Origin of the sequence: Paenibacillus sp. NFR01, assembly GCF_900111565.1 — a bacterium.
Lineage (GTDB): Bacteria > Bacillota > Bacilli > Paenibacillales > Paenibacillaceae > Paenibacillus_AQ.
Map to the genome: position 1 here is coordinate 241,536 of NZ_FOIK01000001.1, position 17,127 is coordinate 258,662.

General features: G+C 57.4%; 12 protein-coding genes. 8 read left to right on the forward strand and 4 right to left on the reverse strand.

Annotation, left to right across the window (positions count from 1 at the left end; translation table 11 throughout):
• Positions 1-98: 98 nt before the first annotated feature.
• A complete protein-coding gene (locus tag BMW84_RS01070) occupies positions 99-1,937 on the forward strand; it encodes a UbiD family decarboxylase (protein ID WP_091063520.1) in 1,839 nt (612 codons plus the stop codon).
• A 158-nt stretch (positions 1,938-2,095) separates the two neighbouring features.
• Here BMW84_RS01070 and BMW84_RS01075 read toward each other — a convergent pair whose 3' ends face one another.
• Positions 2,096-3,292, reverse strand: a complete 1,197-nt coding sequence (locus BMW84_RS01075; RefSeq protein ID WP_091063522.1) for an MFS transporter — start codon at positions 3,290-3,292, stop codon at positions 2,096-2,098.
• A gap of 176 nt (positions 3,293-3,468) precedes the next feature.
• On the opposite strand from BMW84_RS01075, the gene BMW84_RS01080 reads away from it, so the two are divergent.
• From BMW84_RS01080 to BMW84_RS01090, 3 genes are all read left to right on the forward strand, one after another.
• The gene (locus BMW84_RS01080; protein WP_091063525.1) at positions 3,469-4,047 is read left to right on the forward strand and encodes a TetR/AcrR family transcriptional regulator; all 579 of its coding nucleotides are present in this window, start codon (positions 3,469-3,471) and stop codon (positions 4,045-4,047) included.
• A gap of 199 nt (positions 4,048-4,246) precedes the next feature.
• Positions 4,247-7,816 carry an ATP-binding protein gene (locus tag BMW84_RS01085; protein ID WP_091063527.1) on the forward strand — a complete coding sequence of 1,190 codons (3,570 nt, stop codon included), beginning with the start codon at positions 4,247-4,249 and terminating at the stop codon, positions 7,814-7,816.
• Position 7,817: 1 nt separating this feature from the next.
• Positions 7,818-8,927 carry a response regulator gene (locus BMW84_RS01090; protein ID WP_217646108.1) on the forward strand — a complete coding sequence of 370 codons (1,110 nt, stop codon included), beginning with the start codon at positions 7,818-7,820 and terminating at the stop codon, positions 8,925-8,927.
• 76 nt (positions 8,928-9,003) lie between these two features.
• Here BMW84_RS01090 and BMW84_RS01095 read toward each other — a convergent pair whose 3' ends face one another.
• Positions 9,004-10,161, reverse strand: coding sequence for a glycosyltransferase family 4 protein (locus BMW84_RS01095; protein ID WP_091063529.1), 1,158 nt, complete (start codon positions 10,159-10,161; stop codon positions 9,004-9,006).
• Positions 10,162-10,442: 281 nt separating this feature from the next.
• On the opposite strand from BMW84_RS01095, the gene BMW84_RS01100 reads away from it, so the two are divergent.
• Positions 10,443-12,467: a methyl-accepting chemotaxis protein gene (locus BMW84_RS01100; protein WP_175498630.1), complete on the forward strand. Its 2,025-nt coding sequence runs from the start codon at positions 10,443-10,445 to the stop codon at positions 12,465-12,467.
• Here BMW84_RS01100 and BMW84_RS01105 read toward each other — a convergent pair.
• Both BMW84_RS01105 and BMW84_RS01110 read right to left on the reverse strand, forming a co-directional pair.
• Positions 12,447-13,340 carry an NAD-dependent epimerase/dehydratase family protein gene (locus tag BMW84_RS01105; protein ID WP_091063534.1) on the reverse strand — a complete coding sequence of 298 codons (894 nt, stop codon included), beginning with the start codon at positions 13,338-13,340 and terminating at the stop codon, positions 12,447-12,449. The genes BMW84_RS01100 and BMW84_RS01105 overlap by 21 nt on opposite strands.
• 191 nt (positions 13,341-13,531) lie before the next feature.
• On the reverse strand, positions 13,532-14,308 hold the full coding sequence (locus BMW84_RS01110; RefSeq protein WP_091063536.1) for an RNA polymerase sigma factor: 777 nt from the start codon (positions 14,306-14,308) through the stop codon (positions 13,532-13,534).
• 240 nt (positions 14,309-14,548) lie between these two features.
• Between BMW84_RS01110 and BMW84_RS01115 the strand changes: the two genes are divergently transcribed.
• The 3 genes from BMW84_RS01115 (at position 14,549) to BMW84_RS01125 (ending at position 17,093) form a co-directional block, all read left to right on the forward strand.
• Entirely contained in the window at positions 14,549-15,136 is a 588-nt protein-coding gene (locus BMW84_RS01115) for an ATP-dependent Clp protease proteolytic subunit (RefSeq protein WP_302848072.1), read from the forward strand.
• A 169-nt stretch (positions 15,137-15,305) separates the two neighbouring features.
• Complete coding sequence (locus BMW84_RS01120) at positions 15,306-15,962, forward strand: response regulator transcription factor (RefSeq protein WP_091067884.1); 657 nt, start codon at positions 15,306-15,308, stop codon at positions 15,960-15,962.
• Positions 15,963-15,980: 18 nt separating this feature from the next.
• The gene (locus BMW84_RS01125; protein ID WP_139209574.1) at positions 15,981-17,093 is read left to right on the forward strand and encodes a sensor histidine kinase; all 1,113 of its coding nucleotides are present in this window, start codon (positions 15,981-15,983) and stop codon (positions 17,091-17,093) included.
• The last annotated feature ends 34 nt before the right edge of the window (positions 17,094-17,127 follow it).

Consider the following 17,127-nt stretch of genomic DNA (forward strand, 5'->3'; position numbering starts at 1 on the left):
TCCATTTATGGGATACGATGCTTAAAGAGCGTGTTCGACCTGATATCGAAGGCAAAACCCCATGCGTGGGAGGATTTTTGAGAGAATGGAGCAAACCGATGAGCTACCGCAGTATGGAAGAATGCGTCAAAGATCTGGAAAAGCACGGCCATCTGATCCGCATCCGCGAGGAAGTGGACCCGAATCTGGAGATGGCGGCCATCCATTTGAAAGCATATGAAGCCGGCGGGCCGGCCTTGTTGTTCGAGAAAGTTAAAGGCTCGAAATACAGCGCCGTGTCCAACCTGTTCGGGACAATCGAGCGAAGCAAATTTATTTTTCGCGACACCTGGGATTCGGCGCAGCAGGTCATTGCGCTGCGCAGCAATCCGATGAAGGCGCTTAAGCAGCCCTTCCGCTACGTCGGCACCGGGCTTGCCGCGCGGCGGGCGCTGCCGCTCAAGCAGCCGGGCGGCCTGCCGCGTGGCTTCGAGGAGATTGCCATCTCCGATCTGCCGCAGATTAAGCATTGGCAAGGCGACGGCGGCGCCTTCGTTACGCTGCCGCAAGTGTACAGCGAAGACCCGGATAAGCCGGGCATCATGAACTCGAACCTGGGCATGTACCGGATTCAGCTCAGCGGCAACGATTACGTGCAGGATAAGGAAGTCGGCGTCCATTACCAGATCCACCGCGGCATCGGCATCCACCAGGCGCATGCCAACCGGCGCGGCGAGCCGCTGAAGGTCAGCGTCTTCATCGGCGGGCCGCCGGCGCATACGTTGTCCGCCGTCATGCCGCTGCCGGAGGGGCTGACCGAAATGACCTTTGCCGGCCTGCTGGCCGGACGCCATTTCCGGTATTCGTATGTGGACGGCTATTGCGTCAGCGTCGATGCCGATTTTGTCATTACCGGGGAGATTTATCCCGGCGAGACGAAGCCGGAGGGTCCGTTCGGCGACCATCTCGGCTACTACAGCCTGATCCACCCGTTCCCGGTCATGCGCGTGCATAAAGTCTACGCCAAGCAAGGCGCGATCTATCCGTTCACGGTGGTCGGACGTCCGCCGCAGGAGGATACATCGTTCGGAGAACTGATTCACGAGCTGACCGGCGGTGCCATCCGCCAGGAGGTTCCCGGAGTCAAAGAGGTCCATGCCGTGGACGCTGCCGGGGTGCATCCGCTGCTGTTCGCCATCGGCAGCGAACGGTATACGCCGTACCAGCAGGTCAAGCAGCCGGCGGAGATATTGACCATCGCCAACCGCGTGCTCGGTACCGGGCAGCTTAGTTTGGCGAAGTATCTGTTCATCACCGCGGAAGAGGGCCGCAAGATCAGCACGCACGACATTCCGGACTTCCTGGGATATATTCTGGAGCGGATCGACCTGCGGCGCGATATCCACTTCCAGACCAATACAACCATCGACACGCTCGATTATTCGGGCACCGGCATCAATACGGGCAGTAAAGTCGTTTTTGCCGCCGTGGGCGAGCCGAAACGGAGCTTATGCAACGAGGTGCCGCCGGTGCTGAGCCGGCTGGGCGAATTCGGTGCCGCCCGGCTGGTGCTTCCGGGCATCGTTGCACTGCAAGGGCCGGGGTTCAGCGATTACGCCACTGCCGCCGAGGAGATCGGCCGGATGGCGGCAGCGATCGCCGCCGAAGGTCCGCTGCCGTCCAGCCCGATGATCATTCTGTGCGACGACAGCGGGTTTATGGCCGAATCGCTCAGCAATTTCTTGTGGGCGACGTTCACCCGCAGCAATCCTTCGCATGACATTCACGGGGTCAACAGCGCGATAGAGCATAAGCATTGGTCCTGCGACAATGTAATTATTGACGCCCGCGTCAAACCGCATCAGGCGCCGCCGCTCGTGCCCGATCCTGCGGTAGAGAAAGGAATCGAACGCTTTTTTGCCAAAGGCGCCCCGCTGGAGGGGTTGCGTAAAGAATAGTCTTGTTATGCAAAAACGCCGCGCTTGCCGCCCGTTGACGCTTGACCTGCCCGCTGTATGCGGATGAGATCAGGCTGGCAACGGAGCGCAGGCGCGGCTTTTTTATACATAGACGTTTCGAACATGAGAGAACCTATAAGTTTCGGGAGGATTCCAGGTTATGCGTCTTTCTTTTCGGTCAGGAAGTAGATCAGCGCCGCCAACGGCAGCGTGGCTCCGATTGCAGCGGTCAGGATCCAGCCGCCGCTTTCGTACGACCAGCCGCCCAGCGAGGAGCCGATTGCGCCTCCGATGAAGAAAATTGACATGAAGAGTCCGTTCATCCGGCCCCGCGCCTCGCCGGCTACCGAATAGATGGCCCGCTGGCCAAGCACGAGATTGCCTGACACCGCCATATCCAGCGTGACGGCCGAGATCACAAGCAGCGCAAGGGCGCCGGTGGAGTTGTTGTCAAACAGGCCGGTTACGATAAACGAGAGGGAGGCGAGGCACATGGCCAGCGCAGTCAATCCGCGGGTCCAGCCGCGGTCGGCCAGTCTGCCGGCAATCGGTGCAGCCACCGCTCCGCCGACGCCGACCAGGGCGAACAAGGCAATGCCTTGCTGGGACATGTCGAAATCATGGGCCAGCCGCAGCGGAGCCACGGTCCAGAAGATGCTGAAGACGCCGAACAGGCAGGCCTGATACAGCGCTCGGCGGCGCAGAATCGGCGTATTCTTGAACAAGGTGCCGAGAGAAACGATAAGCTGGCCGTAGTTCAGGGTCGGCACCGGTTTGCGCTCCGGCAGCAGCCGGGACAGCACCAGCATCAGCAGTGTAATTACGACCGCTGAAATGCCGAAGATCGCCTGCCAACCCCACAGGCTGGCTACAAAGCTGGCTACCGGCCGGGCAAACATAATGCCGAGCAGCAGGCCGCTCATTACATTGCCGACCACCCGGCCCCGCTGTTCTTCGGAAGCCATATACGTGGCGAACGGAACGAGGATCTGCGCGGTGACCGAGCCAAGGCCGATGAACAGCGAAGCAATCAGGAAGATGAGCGCATTCTCCGCAAAGGCGGCGACGGCAAGCGCGGCGGCGGCAACGATCAGCGCGCTGACCGACAAGCGCCGGTTCGGAACCATATCGCTGAGCGGAACGATAAACAGCAGGCCAGCCACGTAACCGAGCTGCGTCAGTGTGGCGATAAAGCCGGTTGCCGAGGCAGACAAGCCGATGCTCTCGCCGATCGGTCCGAGCAGCGTCTGGGCATAATACAGATTGGCGACGATCAGGCCGCATGCCGCAGCCAGCAGAAAGGTCATGCCTGCCGAGATAGAAGATTTTTGGGGTACAGCTTGTTGAGCTTGCATAGAGAAAACCTCCTCTTAATAAATACTGAACGTATCGTTTATTAATTACAAACCCATAATATACTGAACGCAGCGTTTTGTAAATAGGTGATTGGTTGTTTTTAAAAATATTTGTATAATAAACGTATCGTATTTATTTTATGCGGGTAACATTAATGTTTGCAGGAGGGATATCTATGAACGGCAAGCGTGGACGTCCGCGCAATGTCGAGACGCAGCAAGCCATCCTCATCGCTTCGTACGAACTGCTGCTGGAATGCGGTTTTGACGCAGTAACGGTGGAGAAGATCGCCGAACGCGCCCAGGTCAGCAAAGCGACCATCTATAAGTGGTGGCCGAATAAAGCCGCCGTTGTCATGGACGGTTTTATGTCCGCCGCTTCCCGGTGGCTGCCGCTCCCCGACACGGGGTCGACCTATGAGAATATCGTGGCCCATGCCGGCAACCTGGTCCGGTTTTTGCTCAGCCGGGAAGGCAAAGTGATTACGGAGCTAATCGGGGGAGGGCAATTTGACCCCGCCTTGGCGGAGGCTTACCGGACACTGTATTTTCAGCCGCGGCGTCAGGAAGCGGGTGAACTCATCCGCCGGGGGGTTGCTGCCGGCGAGCTGTCGGGCGATCTCGACGTGGGCCTGATCATTGATCTGATCTACGGTCCGATCTTTTACCGTCTGCTGCTGACGGGCGAGATCCTGGACGACGCTTACGTCCGGGATTTGGTAGGGGCGGCCTTCGCGGGGATCCGCAAGGCTTAATTTCATCGAAGACATTCAAGACGGCAGCCGCAACGGACTGCCGTCTTATTGCTGCCTAAAAATGTCGAGAAAGCAGGAAATAATCTAATCATTTTGCAGAAAAAAGTCGAAAAATAGAATATAAGAAAAAGCGCGTTTACATATAGAATCATGTCTGAACGGCTTGGAGGGCCGTGAGAGAACGGGTAGGGGTGCTGTGATGAAGAGAGATCAGGCAAAATGGATATGGGCGGCGCTGCTCGGATATTGGCTGGCCTTTGCCGCTGCGGCAACGACGGGAAGCACAGTACTGTTCGGCATTGTTACCATTTTGACTCCGTTTTTATTCCGTTTGGTGCCTTCGGCGGAGGAGATGCTGCCCGGTATATTCCGGGGACCGTTCAAACAGGCGCAATACGGATTTGTGCTCTGGGCGTTTCTGGATATGGCGCTGCTGGTGACGGGGGAATTCGGGCTGCATTTCGCATCGGCGGAGACGTCTTCCTTGGTGCTGGCGCTGGCGCCGCTTTATGTTTTGTCGCGGATCGTGATTCTGGCGGCGGCGTTCAGAGTGTACCTCGTGCTGAAGAAAGGGATCAACAAGTTTCAGGCATTGTGGGATCAGATCACGATTGCGGAATGTATCGTCGGCAGCATTTGGTTTATATTTTTCCAGGAAGGATCGCTTCGTTTCGGCGGGGATACCCGGCTAAGCATCGTGCTGTTCCTCTATTTGCTGCTGTCGATGCTTACGCTTTCGACATTGGTTCTGATTTGGGTATATTCCGACCGCGGGATGCGCACGCCGGGATTTATGCTGCTTGTGTTCGGCGTCGTGCTGGCGGCTTCGGCGGACATGCTTCAAACCTTAAACGGCAATACACCGTACCTAGTACTGGATGTACTGTACAAGCAGTCGATTCTAAGCGCAGCGGCAGGAGGAGTGCTGCTCTCGCTGCTGCCCAACCCGGTCAGCACCAGAGCATGGAACGTGAAGGAGCCGGCGGCGAAGGCGCTCAAGAGCGGGCTGATGTTTCTGGCGTTTCCGCTGCTTGTGGTGCTCGTCCGGGGGATATCGGTATACGTCGTCCTTTATTTTACGATCATTATTATGGCTTATTACATGGTCCGGTTGTATGTACGCCAGAACGACGTGACCCGGAAGCTGTTGGAGACGGAAAAAGAGTACAGCGAGAAGCTGCGCCTCTACCTGGATGTCATCGAACAATCGCCGCTATCCATCCTGATTACGGACAAGGATAGCCGGATCGAATACATAAACCCCTTTTTCTCGGAAATAACGGGATATTCCTTGGATGAAGTGGTCGGGCGCAAGCCCTCGATCCTTAAGACGGATAAAAACGACCGCGCCGTTTACGACAACCTGTGGGAGACCCTAAGGCAAGGAGGGCAGTGGCAGGGCGAATTCATCAACCGTAAAAAAAGCGGGGAGGAATACACCGAAGCCGTCATCATCTCCTCCATCAAAAGCGAAACGGGCGAAATTACCCACTATGTCGGCATCAAGGAAAATGTCTCCGAGTACAAACAGATCAAAAAGGAACTGTCCGATCAGCTGTACTTCACCTCCCAATTGGTCGATACGCTGCCGCATCCGCTGTATTACATGGATGACCAAGGGATATTCCTCGGCTGCAACGCCGCCTACGAGCAGGCTTTTGGCGTATCCAGGCTGGCCCTAACCGGGATGAAGCTGAGGATGCTGCCTCATTTGTCTGCGGATAGCTATCAGATCATTGGGGACATGTGCGACGAGGTGAAACAGACGGGTTCCACGGCCATGCGGCAGATTCAGCGGACGTTCGCCTCCGGAGATGACCATGATATTCTGTTTTCGCTTTCGGCATACCGCTTGTCCGACGGGTCCATTGGCGGGTATCTCGGCATCATGACCGTCATCAGCGACCTCAAATACAAGGAGAAGGAACTGGAGCAAGCGGTGTTGCTGGCGGAAAAGGCGACTGCGGCCAAATCGGAATTTCTGGCCAACATGAGCCATGAGATCCGTACCCCCATGAATGCGATCATTGGAATGGCATATCTGGCGCTCAAGACCGAGCTTAGCCCGCAGCAACTTGACTATGTCTCCAAAATTCATAATGCCGGCACCTCGCTGCTCGGCCTCATCAACAATGTGCTCGATTTCTCCAAGGTGGAAGCCGGCAAGCTGGAGCTGGACAGAGCGAAATTCAGGCTTCCGGAGATTATCGGCGGTTCCATGGACCTGCTCAGCCAGTCGGCGCTGGAGAAGGGACTGAAGCTGGAACATGCCGTAATGCCGGAGGTTCCGTTGGAGCTGATCGGAGATCCGCTGCGGCTCGGTCAAATCTTGACGAATCTGATCGGCAATGCGGTCAAGTTCACGGAGCAGGGAAAAGTCACTGTTTCAGTCGAGCTGATCGGGCGGGTTGACCGTAAGGTGAAGCTGAAATTCAGCGTAAAGGATACCGGCATCGGCATGAGCAAGGAGACGGAGGCCAAACTGTTCCAGGCGTTCACGCAGGCGGACAGCTCAACCACCCGCAAGTTCGGCGGCACGGGACTGGGTCTTGCGATCAGCCGCAGACTGGCGGAGACGATGGGCGGAAGCATGTGGGTGGAGAGCGAGGCGGGCGTCGGCAGCACGTTTTCCTTTGCCACATGGTTTGGCCTGGCACTGGAAGACGGGGTGCAGCCGAAAGCCCTTGCGGATACGGTCGGAGAGGTCGCCGTCAAAGATTACGGGCTTGCAGGCATCCGCGTTCTCCTTGCGGAAGACAACGAGATCAACCGGCAGATTGCCTGGGAGCTGCTCAGCAGCCAGGGGATGATCGTGGCCATGGCGGCCACCGGAGCGGAAGCGCTGCGCATGGTGCGGTCCATGCCGCCGGATGACCCGTATCAGCTGGTGCTGATGGATGTGCAGATGCCAGAGATGGACGGCTTCGAGGCTACCCGCAGCATCCGCGAATTTGCGCCGGATCTACCGATCCTCGCAATGACGGCGCGGACGCTGCCGGAGGAGCGGGAGCGCTGCTTCGCTGCCGGAATGAACGATCATCTCTCCAAGCCGATCGATCCCGATATTCTGTTTGGAGCGATCCGCCGCTGGGCAGGAATGAACGCCGAAATGGAGCTGGACCGGGTGACGGCCTATACGGGCCCTATGTTCAGCGGGCTGGATGGCATCGAAACGGCTGAAGCGCTTAGGCGTGTGGGCAATAACGCGGAGCTCTATGCCTCACTGTTGATCAAATATGCGGAGAACCAGCAGGAGACGGTGCAGCGGCTGCAGGAAAAGATCGAACAAGGCGATTACGGGGCAGCGGAACGTCTGGCGCATAATCTGAAGGGCGTCGCCGGCAACATCGGCGTCAAGGAAGTGCACACCCTGGCCGGCATGATCAGCGGCCTGCTTGCCGCAGACGCGCCGGGCGGCGAACTGGCGTTGCCTTTGCGCCGCCTGAAATCGGCGGTGCTGGCAAGCGCGGCGGAAATCCGCCGCAAGCTGATCGACCGCGGACCGCTGCCCGCGTCCGCCGCCTATGCCGCCGAGCTGACGCCCGAGCCGGCTTCGGTGCTGGCGGAGCCGCTGCTGCAGCTGCTGGAAGAGAGCGACAGCGAGGCGGTGGATTATTACCGCACCATCCGCGGACGCCTCGCTTGGACGATTCAGGCACAAACGCTGCGCCGGATCGAACAGGCGCTGGATTTATTTGATTTCGACGATGCAGCCCGTATGCTTAAAGAAGCTGTATCGGCATCCATTATGAAACAGGGGTCGATGTAATATGATGAAGTCCAGGCCCGTCATTCTCGTCGTTGATGATACGCCCGACAATATCACGCTGCTTAGCGGACTATTAAAAGAACAATACAAAGTAAAAGTGGCAACGAGCGGGGAAAAGGCATTGCAGCTCGCCTCCGCAGCGCCGCCCGATCTCATTCTGCTCGACATTATGATGCCGGGCATGGACGGATACGAGACCTGCCGCCGCCTGAAGGCGGATGAAGCGCTGGTGGATATCCCGGTTATTTTCCTGACGGCCCGGGAAGAGGTGGAAGAGGAGAACAAGGCGTTCGAAGCCGGTGCGGTGGACTATATCATCAAGCCGATCAGCGCGCCTGTGCTGCTGTCCCGCGTGCGGACCCATGTGATGCTGAAACGCTCGAAGGATCTGCTGGCCGACAAAAACCAGTCGCTTGAAGCCGAAATCTCCCGCCGGATCCGGGAAATCTCGCAGATTCAGGAAGTGTCCGTCATGGCGATGGCGGCGCTTGCCGAAATGCGCGATCCGGAAACGGGCAATCATATTCAGCGGACCAAGTTGTACGTGGAGGAACTCGCCGTCCAGCTTGGCAAGGCAGGTTATTATCCGGGTGTGCTTAATGCGGAAAATATTAACCTGATCGTGCTCTCCGCCCCGCTGCATGACATCGGTAAGGTCGGCATTCCCGATCATATCCTGCTCAAGCCGGGACCGCTTACGCCAGAGGAGTTCGAGGTCATGAAGACTCACACCACGCTCGGGCGTGAGGCGGTGCTGCGGGCGGAGCAGCTGATGGACAAGCCGGAGACGTTTCTTCGTTTCGCCCGGGAGATCGTGTATTCCCATCATGAAAAATGGAACGGGACCGGCTATCCCCAGGGGCTGGCCGGGAACAGCATCCCGCTGTCGGCCAGGCTGATGGCGGTGGCGGATGTGTACGACGCCTTAACCAGCCGCAGGGTGTACAAGGAAGCGATGAGCCATGAGCAGGCCGTGAACATCATTATTCAGGATGCCGGCAAACATTTCGATCCGGAAATCGTGAAGATTTTCATGGAATGCAAGGACAAATTCAAAGAAATCTCCATGGAATTCGCCAGCGAGCACAGCCTGCAGGAGACCTGGATATAACCGCACAGAGACAGGGCCTTTCTCCCGTAGAGGAGAAAGGCCCTGTCGGTTTCTGCGGCTGTGCGCTGCGCGGTGTTTACGCGGTAGTGTAGATGCCGGCGGCAGCCAGTGCGCGCCGCTGCTCGATGGCCTTGGCGTAATCTTCGATCAGCTTATCGAAGATGAGCTCCCAGGAGCGCGTCAGCGCCGCGCGGCGCCCTTCCTGCCCCATCGCCGCAAGACTGTCTGCTTGCGGCACAAGCCGGGCCAGCGTATCGGCCAGCTGGCCCGGCTGATGGGGCTCGAACAAACGGCCGGTCACGCCGGAGACCACGAGATCCTTGGAGCCGCCGGCATTTGCGGCAATGACGGGCAGGCCGGAAGCCATTGCTTCCAGCACGACATTGCCAAACGTTTCCGTGGCCGACGGAAACACGAAGGCATCGGCGGAGGCATACAGCTCCGCCAGCTCTTCGCCGTGCTTGTAGCCGGTGAAGATGACGTTCTCCGGCGCAAGCGTGCGCAGCTCGGGCAGCTGCGGGCCGTCGCCCACCACCAGCAGCTGCACGGCTCCGCTGACGGAGTCGGGCAGAAGGCGCATCGCCTCCATCAGGGTGACGAGGTCTTTTTCCGGAGCGATCCGGCCGACATAGAGCAGCAGCACCGGCGCCGTAATGCCGTAGCGGTCCCGGACCTCATCCGTCCGTTTGTCCGGCGTATACAGCCCGCAGTCCACGCCGCGCGACCAGATGCCGAGCCTTGAGAAGCCTTGCGCACGCAAGCAGTCCACCGTCTCCTGGGAAGGAGCCAGAATCGCGTCGCAGGAGCGGTGGAACCATTTCATATATTTCCAGTATAGCGGGACGATCGCCTTCATCCGGTAATATTCAAGGTAACGGTCAAAATGGGTATGGTAGGAAGCGATATGCGGAAGATTGTGTTTGTGGGCGTACCGCAGCCCGCTGAGGCCGACATTGAACGGTGTGGCCAGATGAAGAAGATCGGGCTGGAATGCATTCAGCTCATTCCGGATCGTCATCAGCGGCAGCGCCAGCCGGCATTCGGGATACAGGAAAAACGGAATGCTGGTGATCGGCCGCACGGGATCGGCATGGAACTGTTCCGGGGTGGATTTCGGCGTAAACAATAGATGCTCGATGCCCCGGCGGCGCAAATGCCCGGTAAGCCGGTGGAGCGTACGGGCCACCCCATTGGTTTGCGGAAGATAGGTATCGGTAAATAAAGCAATACGCATGGTTAACCCTCCCAGATCATATCGTTTGCCAACAGCATACCAAGCCAATATTCGAAGGGCGTTAACGAAATGTTAAGTCCCTGCGCAATCCTTGTTATGCGAACCCCTGTTATATGGATATGTCGCATGAATTAGACAATGACCACTGAAAATGTCCGGTGGATGTTAACATTTTCGCGGGTAAATTCTTTACGCTCCGAAAACAAAATGTTCGAGAGCATTTAATATCCAACCTCTACACTGATACTAATGTAGAGGAATGATATGGAAGGATGATCTCTTTGAACACTCGTTCGCTGAAGCTAAGACCGGTGCATCTCTCGATGAAATGGAAGCTTATACTTGTATTCGCCGCCGTGACATTGACGTTTCTGGGTGTAGCCGTGTATCAGGGACATAAAATCAATAAAGTCGAAGGCTCGATGGTCACGCAAAAAAGCGAAATGGAGAAACAAATCACCGTCTCCATCATTACCCAGATGCTGCAGGAGCTTAACCGGCTGGAGACTTCGCTCGCGGAATCAAGCGATCTGGAAATTGCCGATACGATCCGGGGCAAGCAGACGGAACTGGAAGCGCAGCTGTCGAAAGTGGAGTTTGCCGAAGGAACGCCGGCAGGCGAGAAACTGCAAACGCTGCATACCGAGCTGGGACAATATAATGATCTGGTAGACCAGCTGGAAACGACGATGCAGGACGAATCGCTCGACCCGCTGACGGTGCTGGAGAAAATCGACGATATCCATACGCAGGCGCTGGCGGTAAATGCAAATCTGCTGGAGACGAACGCCTTTCTGTATCATTCGGCGGCGGATAATGCGGAGATTGCCGAAACCCATTCCTTCAGCCTGCTGGATCAGACTGTTTCGATCGTCGGCTATGCAGCCGGGGGCGTCTTTTTATTTACATTGATCCTGGCGAGTCTGCTGATCCGTTCGTTCTTAAGCCCGGTTTCGAAATTGCAGGCCGCGCTGCGGCGCATGGCCGACGGTGATCTCAGCCACCAGATCAACTCGCCGTACAATGATGAATTGGGCCGGCTCAGCGCCCACTTCGACCATATGGCTTCCCGCGTGCGGGACATGCTCCGGCAGACGCTTGCCGTGGCATCATCGCTGGCGGATTATTCCCATTCGTTCAAGCAGTCTTCCACCGTTACGGCGCATACCAACCAGGATATCGTCAAAACCATTCAGGAGATCTCGCTCGGGGCGGACCAGCAGGCAGTCCAATCGGAGCACAGCACGCAGCTGCTGCAGGAGCTGGAGCAGCAGGTGGACGAAATCATTTGCCGCACCGATGACATGCTGGCTACCAGCGAAAGTGCAAATCTCAATGCGCGCAAAGGCGCGGAGATGGTGACGGCGCTGCGTGACGTATCGGAGCATTCGCGCGGCTCCATCGGAAAAGTGTATCAGGCGCTGGAGAAGCTGGTGCATAAAACGGGTGATATTTCCCGGATCAGCGGCTCGATTACGGAGATTTCCAAGCAGACGAATATTTTGTCGCTGAATGCGGCCATCGAGGCGGCCCGGGCCGGCGCTGCGGGCAGAGGATTTGGCGTAATCGCCGACGAAGTGCGGCATCTCTCGGAGCAAACCAATGAATCTTCCATACATATCAGCACAATCATTGCCGAGTTACAGGAGAGCATGACAGAATTCCAGAATCATATGCTGGAAACCAAACAAAACCTGGAGGCGCAGGACCACCAGGTCGAAGAAACGCTAGCTTCGTTCCAGGCGATTGACGGTTCGATTACCGGCATCAGCCTGCAAATCGGGCAAATTCACGAAAAGGTGGAGAATACCCGCCGGATCAACACCCGACTAGCCGAATCTGTACATTCCGTGGCTGCGGTCGCGGAACAGACGGCGGCCGGCGTTCAGGAAGTGAACGCCTCCAGCACGCAGCAGGATAAGGCCATCCATGATATCGCCCGTCAGGCGGTAGAAATCTATGATATTTCGCAGCGGCTGTTCGGCGAGATCAGTGCGTTCAAGATTGAAGAGGGCGAAAATCCGGACTCGGCGGGAACGCCGGAAGCTGAGGGCGCAGCGGTTGCTCTCCCGGCTTCGGAGCCAAAGCGGGAAAAGCTCCCTGAGCTGCAGCTGTACACGGAAACAAAGCCGGCGGCTGACACAGCCGCCGGCCCGGAAGTCAAACATGATCTGATCGCCAAGCTCCGCCGGAAGGCTGAAGCTACACAGAAGCTTGAAGCGGACCCTGTAGACCTTCAAACGCTGGAACCGGCGGAGGTTAAAGAGACAGAGCCGGTGCGGGAATTAGTCGGCGCGGCGGATTGAGACGGCAAGCCGGGCAATCAGCTCCGGCAACCAGTCGGATAAGGCAAGGAACGGAAGGCCCGCTTCGCGGGCCTTTTTGGTGTCCATAAACCAGGACTCCCCGATGCCGAACGGCGACATATCCTTATCCGCTGCACTGGTTTGAATATTTGCCGTTTGACCAGTGCCCGCTTCAATCAAGGTGATGATTTCTCCGATGGAGATCGTGCCGTCCGAACAGGCATTCACCGGCCCGGTCAATGTCGAATATCCGAGCCGGTACAGAAATTCGGCTGCTTCGTCGGAGCGGATAAAGCAAATGAGCGCATCCGGATTCGGTACGCCGAGGGGTTGGCCCTGCTGCACATGCTCGATATGGAAATGCAGCCTGCGCGTGTAATCATCGGTTCCGAGCACGATTGGAAACCGCACGGCTGCGGCAGGGAACGCCGTCTGGGTCAGCAGAATAGCTTCGGCCAGCCTTTTTCCCTCCTGATAGCTAACGGACTCACGGGCACCGAAGGAAAGCGGATACGTGTACGGATCAAAATCAGCTTCGGCCAAGGGCTCCGGCTGCGGGTCGTATACGGACAAACTGGAGGTGAGGATGTACCGTCCGGCCTTTCCGGCGAAGAGGTCTGCCGCAGCCCGCGCTTCATCCGGGGAATAACAAATATTATCGTAGACGACATCCCACTGCTTGCCTTGTACGGCTTCGGCCAGCGCCGCCGAATCCGCGCGGTCGGCTTGCAGGCGCTTTACCCGGTCGCCGAATTCATCCGCCGCCTGGCCCCGGGTCAGGATTGTCACCTGTGTCTCTTGGTCCTCAAGCAGCCGCTCGACCAGCCGTTTTCCGAAAAACCGTGTTCCGCCAAGGATAAGTATCTCGCGCATCCAATCATCTCCTTAATTGTATTCGTTACCTTATAAAGTGTAGCTGGACTTGTGCACTGGTTGTCAATGCGCGCGACTTGGCCCAATTTCAAAACGAACCGGTGCTTTCCGGTGATTTTATGCCGTGATTAGCGGGAAATCATCCCGGCTTACACCCGAGATTTTGCCGGGCTTCGATATGGCGGCATGTTTTACGCCGCCATATCGAAGGCGGTATGCCCGCCGCGGCCGAAAGCGCATGACGGGCTTTTGCCGGCGGCATCGGCCAGCGCCCGGCGGCGCGGCCGCTGGAGCAACGCGGGCTGGCCCGCCGTGGTCATGGCGAGCGCTGCGGCAGGCTCCTGCCGCAGCAGCTCCAGCATGACCGGCACCTGGCCGGCCGCGTAAGCCTGCGCCAGCGCGCGCAGCAGCCGGCGCTGATCCGGCCCGGCCGGAGCCGCCGGGCCGCCATCGTGCGCGAGCTCCTCGCGCACGGCGGCAAGGGCCTGCCGCGCGCGGTGCAGCGCGGCTTTGACCGCGCCTTCGCTGATCGCGAGCAGGCGCGCCGTCTCCTTCGCGCTGTAGTCCAGCACATCGCGAAGGATAAACACCGCGCGCTGCGGCGGCGAAAGATGCCGCAGCAAGCTGTGGAAGACCGGCTCCAGCTCCGCCGGCCGGTCATTGTCCGCCGCAAGGCTCGGCGGCGCGAGCCTTGCATAGGCGCGGCGCTCCGCGGAGCGGCGCCGCAGCCCGTCGATCCAAGCGTTCCGCGCCATACGCAGGAGCAGCGCATCGGAATATGGTGCTGCATCCGGCTGGGCGGATGCCAGTGTTTTTGCCAGAACTTCCTGCTCCAGATCCTCCGCGTCCGAACGGGAGCGGGTCAGATACAGGCAATATTTGTGCAGCGCGTCCCTTTGGCGGGCAGTCTGCATTTGATCCGCTTTCGTGCTGACGTGTGTATCCCCGTTAAAATGCATATTCGTCATCGTCCCCCTCCTTGGCTCTAGTGGGTTTGTTCAAATGCTCGTTTATCTTTTCCGTCACATCTCGGCACTGCTGCCGAAGCTCAATCACAGTCGTTCTTATCATTATATTAACGGATAAAGAAGCGTAAAAGATACGCAGGTTCGAGCTTTAGAAAAAGCGGGTAAATTCCGTATCCTTTCCGGTTGCTGAACCGTCTACAGGGTGAATTCAACATTTCCATGAGGAGGTCATCCACTGCTATGAACATGAACGTCATTCCCTATGTCATTGATCAAACCGACCGCGGGGAGCGGTCCTACGATATTTACTCCCGGCTGCTGAAAGACCGGATCGTCTTTGTCGGCGCAGCTATCGATGATCCGCTCGCGAACAGCATCGTTGCCCAGCTCCTGTATCTGGCTGCCGAAGATCCGGAGAAAGACATTCATATGTACATTAACAGTCCCGGCGGCTCGACGAGCGCAGGTTTCGGGATTCTCGACACGATGGCGCTGATCAAGCCGGAGGTGAGCACCATTTGCACCGGCATGGCGGCCTCTTTCGCCGCGCTGCTGCTGCTCGGCGGGGCGCCCGGCAAACGTTTCGCGCTCCCCAACAGCGAAATTATGATTCACCAGCCGCATGGCGGCGCGCAGGGGCAGGCCAGCGATATCGCCATCAGCGCCAAACGGATTCTCCAGATCCGGGCGAAAACGGTCCAAATCACCGCCGAGCGGACGGGGCAGCCGGCAGAGAAGGTCGAGCGGGATATGGACCGCGATTATTTCATGACCGCAGAAGAAGCCAAGGACTACGGCATCATTGACCGCGTGATCACCAAGCTGTAATCTTGCGGTCATGCGGCCCTTCGCAAACGGTGTTCCCTTGACCGTGAACATCGTTCGCCGTTCCGGATATTCCGGTAACCGATCTTGAACAGGAGTCCTCTCTCTGCCGCACCGGCATGCTATAATGAATAAAAATGCCGGACGGCAGGGATTAAAGGGGCACAAGGCCATGAAGATTAAAGTGCTGATTGCGGACGATAATTCGTTTATCCGCGAGGGACTCAAAATCATTTTGCATTCGTTTCAAGACTTCGAAGTGGTAGCTACGGCCGGGGACGGCCAGGAAGCGGTCGACTACTGTAAGGCAAATGAAGTAGACGTGGCTTTGCTGGACGTGCGGATGCCGAACATGAACGGCGTGGAAGCCGCCAAAGTCATCGCTGCCTCGACTGCAGCCAAACCGCTGATTCTCACGACCTTCGACGATGAGGAATACATTCTGGATGCCATACAGTCCGGCGTCAAAGGGTACCTCCTGAAGAACAACGACCCCGAACATATCCGCGATGCCATCAAAAGCGTGCATAGCGGCCACAATGTGCTGCAGGATGTCGCGTTCGACAAATTGAAGCATGCACTCGCCTCACAGAGCGGCTCCGCACCGGAACCCGCCGCCTCTGCCGCTATCGATCTGGGGCCGTTTACTGAACGTGAGGTTTCGGTGATGGCGCTGATTGCCAAAGGCTACTCCAACAAAGAAATCTCCCGGGAGCTGTTTATCTCCGAAGGAACGACTGCGAACTACATCACTTCGATTCTTGGAAAAACCGGTCTGGAGCACCGTACGCAGATTGCCATCTACTATTTGACGGGCAAACTCCGTTAAGGAAGGGATGGCGTGCGGATGGAACTTTGGATGGTTGGAAATAAAATCATACTGCTGGCCTATGTCATCGGCCAGACGTATTTCGGCGCCGGGACCGCCAATAAGATTCTGGTGCTGTTATTTCTGGTTCATATTGCGCTCAGTCTGCTGGCCTATATCGTCAAGGGTTTGCGCTTACGGCAAACGGCAATCTCACTGGATTTGCTGTTTTTACTGTTCTGTGCAGCCAAGGTTCAGCCGGAGTTTGCGCTGCTTGTTCCGCTCAGCTGGTACGAGCTGGTATCGCTCGGCGGAGGATATAAGCCTTGGGCGCTGATTCCCGCGCTGCTGCCGCTTCCGGTGTTAAAGGATGTTATGCCGTCGCATTATATTTTTATCGCGGTGCTGACTTTCTTCAACTATGCGTTAATGTCTTCGTTCAGCGGCCGGGCGGACCGCCAGGAGGAGCGGCTGGACAAGCAGCGGGAGGACATGCAGCGGCTGGCGGCGCAACTGAATGAACGTCAGGAATTCATGCGTGCATCCGAATATATGGCCAAGCTCGAAGAGCGGAACCGTTTGTCGCAGGAGATTCACGACGGGATCGGACATGCGATGACTGGGGCGCTGATCCAGATGGAAGCGGCAAAAACACTGCTGTCCATCGATCCGGCCAAAGCGGGAGAACTGCTCCAGAATGCCATCGGGATCTCCAAGGAGGGCATTGAAAGCATCCGCTCGACGCTGAAGAGCACGAAGCCTTTGACGGAGCAGCTGGGCTTCAGCCGTATGCAAGCCGGAGTGGAAGAATTCGGGCGGCGCACCGGCATGCTGACGAGCATCGTGCATGCAGGAAGCATGGAGCTGATTACCCCCTTGCAATGGAAAATCCTCCATGAGAACGTGCTCGAAGCACTCACCAATGCCGGCAAATATTCAGGCGCCACGGCAGTCCATGTGGAGATTCGGGTACTGAACCGTTACATCCGCGCCGTCGTCGCCGACAATGGCCGTGGCAGCGGGAAGATCGTGAAAGGGCTCGGGCTGCTCGGCATGGAAGAGCGCACCGCGGCTGTGCATGGCACGGTCATTGCCGATGGAGAAGACGGTTTTACTGTAACGACTCTTATCCCCTACGAAAAAAAATCATAGCCAACCCATGAGATTTCCCATACTCAAATGATGA

Coding starts and splice junctions, on each gene's coding strand:
- BMW84_RS01110 (WP_091063536.1), bottom strand. CDS start 14,308: ATGACGAATATGCATTTTAACGGGGATACACACGTCAGCACGAAAGCG.
- BMW84_RS01120 (WP_091067884.1), top strand. CDS start 15,306: ATGAAGATTAAAGTGCTGATTGCGGACGATAATTCGTTTATCCGCGAG.
- BMW84_RS01085 (WP_091063527.1), top strand. CDS start 4,247: ATGAAGAGAGATCAGGCAAAATGGATATGGGCGGCGCTGCTCGGATAT.
- BMW84_RS01090 (WP_217646108.1), top strand. CDS start 7,818: ATGATGAAGTCCAGGCCCGTCATTCTCGTCGTTGATGATACGCCCGAC.
- BMW84_RS01125 (WP_139209574.1), top strand. CDS start 15,981: ATGGAACTTTGGATGGTTGGAAATAAAATCATACTGCTGGCCTATGTC.
- BMW84_RS01115 (WP_302848072.1), top strand. CDS start 14,549: ATGAACATGAACGTCATTCCCTATGTCATTGATCAAACCGACCGCGGG.
- BMW84_RS01095 (WP_091063529.1), bottom strand. CDS start 10,161: ATGCGTATTGCTTTATTTACCGATACCTATCTTCCGCAAACCAATGGG.
- BMW84_RS01105 (WP_091063534.1), bottom strand. CDS start 13,340: ATGCGCGAGATACTTATCCTTGGCGGAACACGGTTTTTCGGAAAACGG.
- BMW84_RS01075 (WP_091063522.1), bottom strand. CDS start 3,292: ATGCAAGCTCAACAAGCTGTACCCCAAAAATCTTCTATCTCGGCAGGC.
- BMW84_RS01070 (WP_091063520.1), top strand. CDS start 99: ATGAGCTACCGCAGTATGGAAGAATGCGTCAAAGATCTGGAAAAGCAC.
- BMW84_RS01080 (WP_091063525.1), top strand. CDS start 3,469: ATGAACGGCAAGCGTGGACGTCCGCGCAATGTCGAGACGCAGCAAGCC.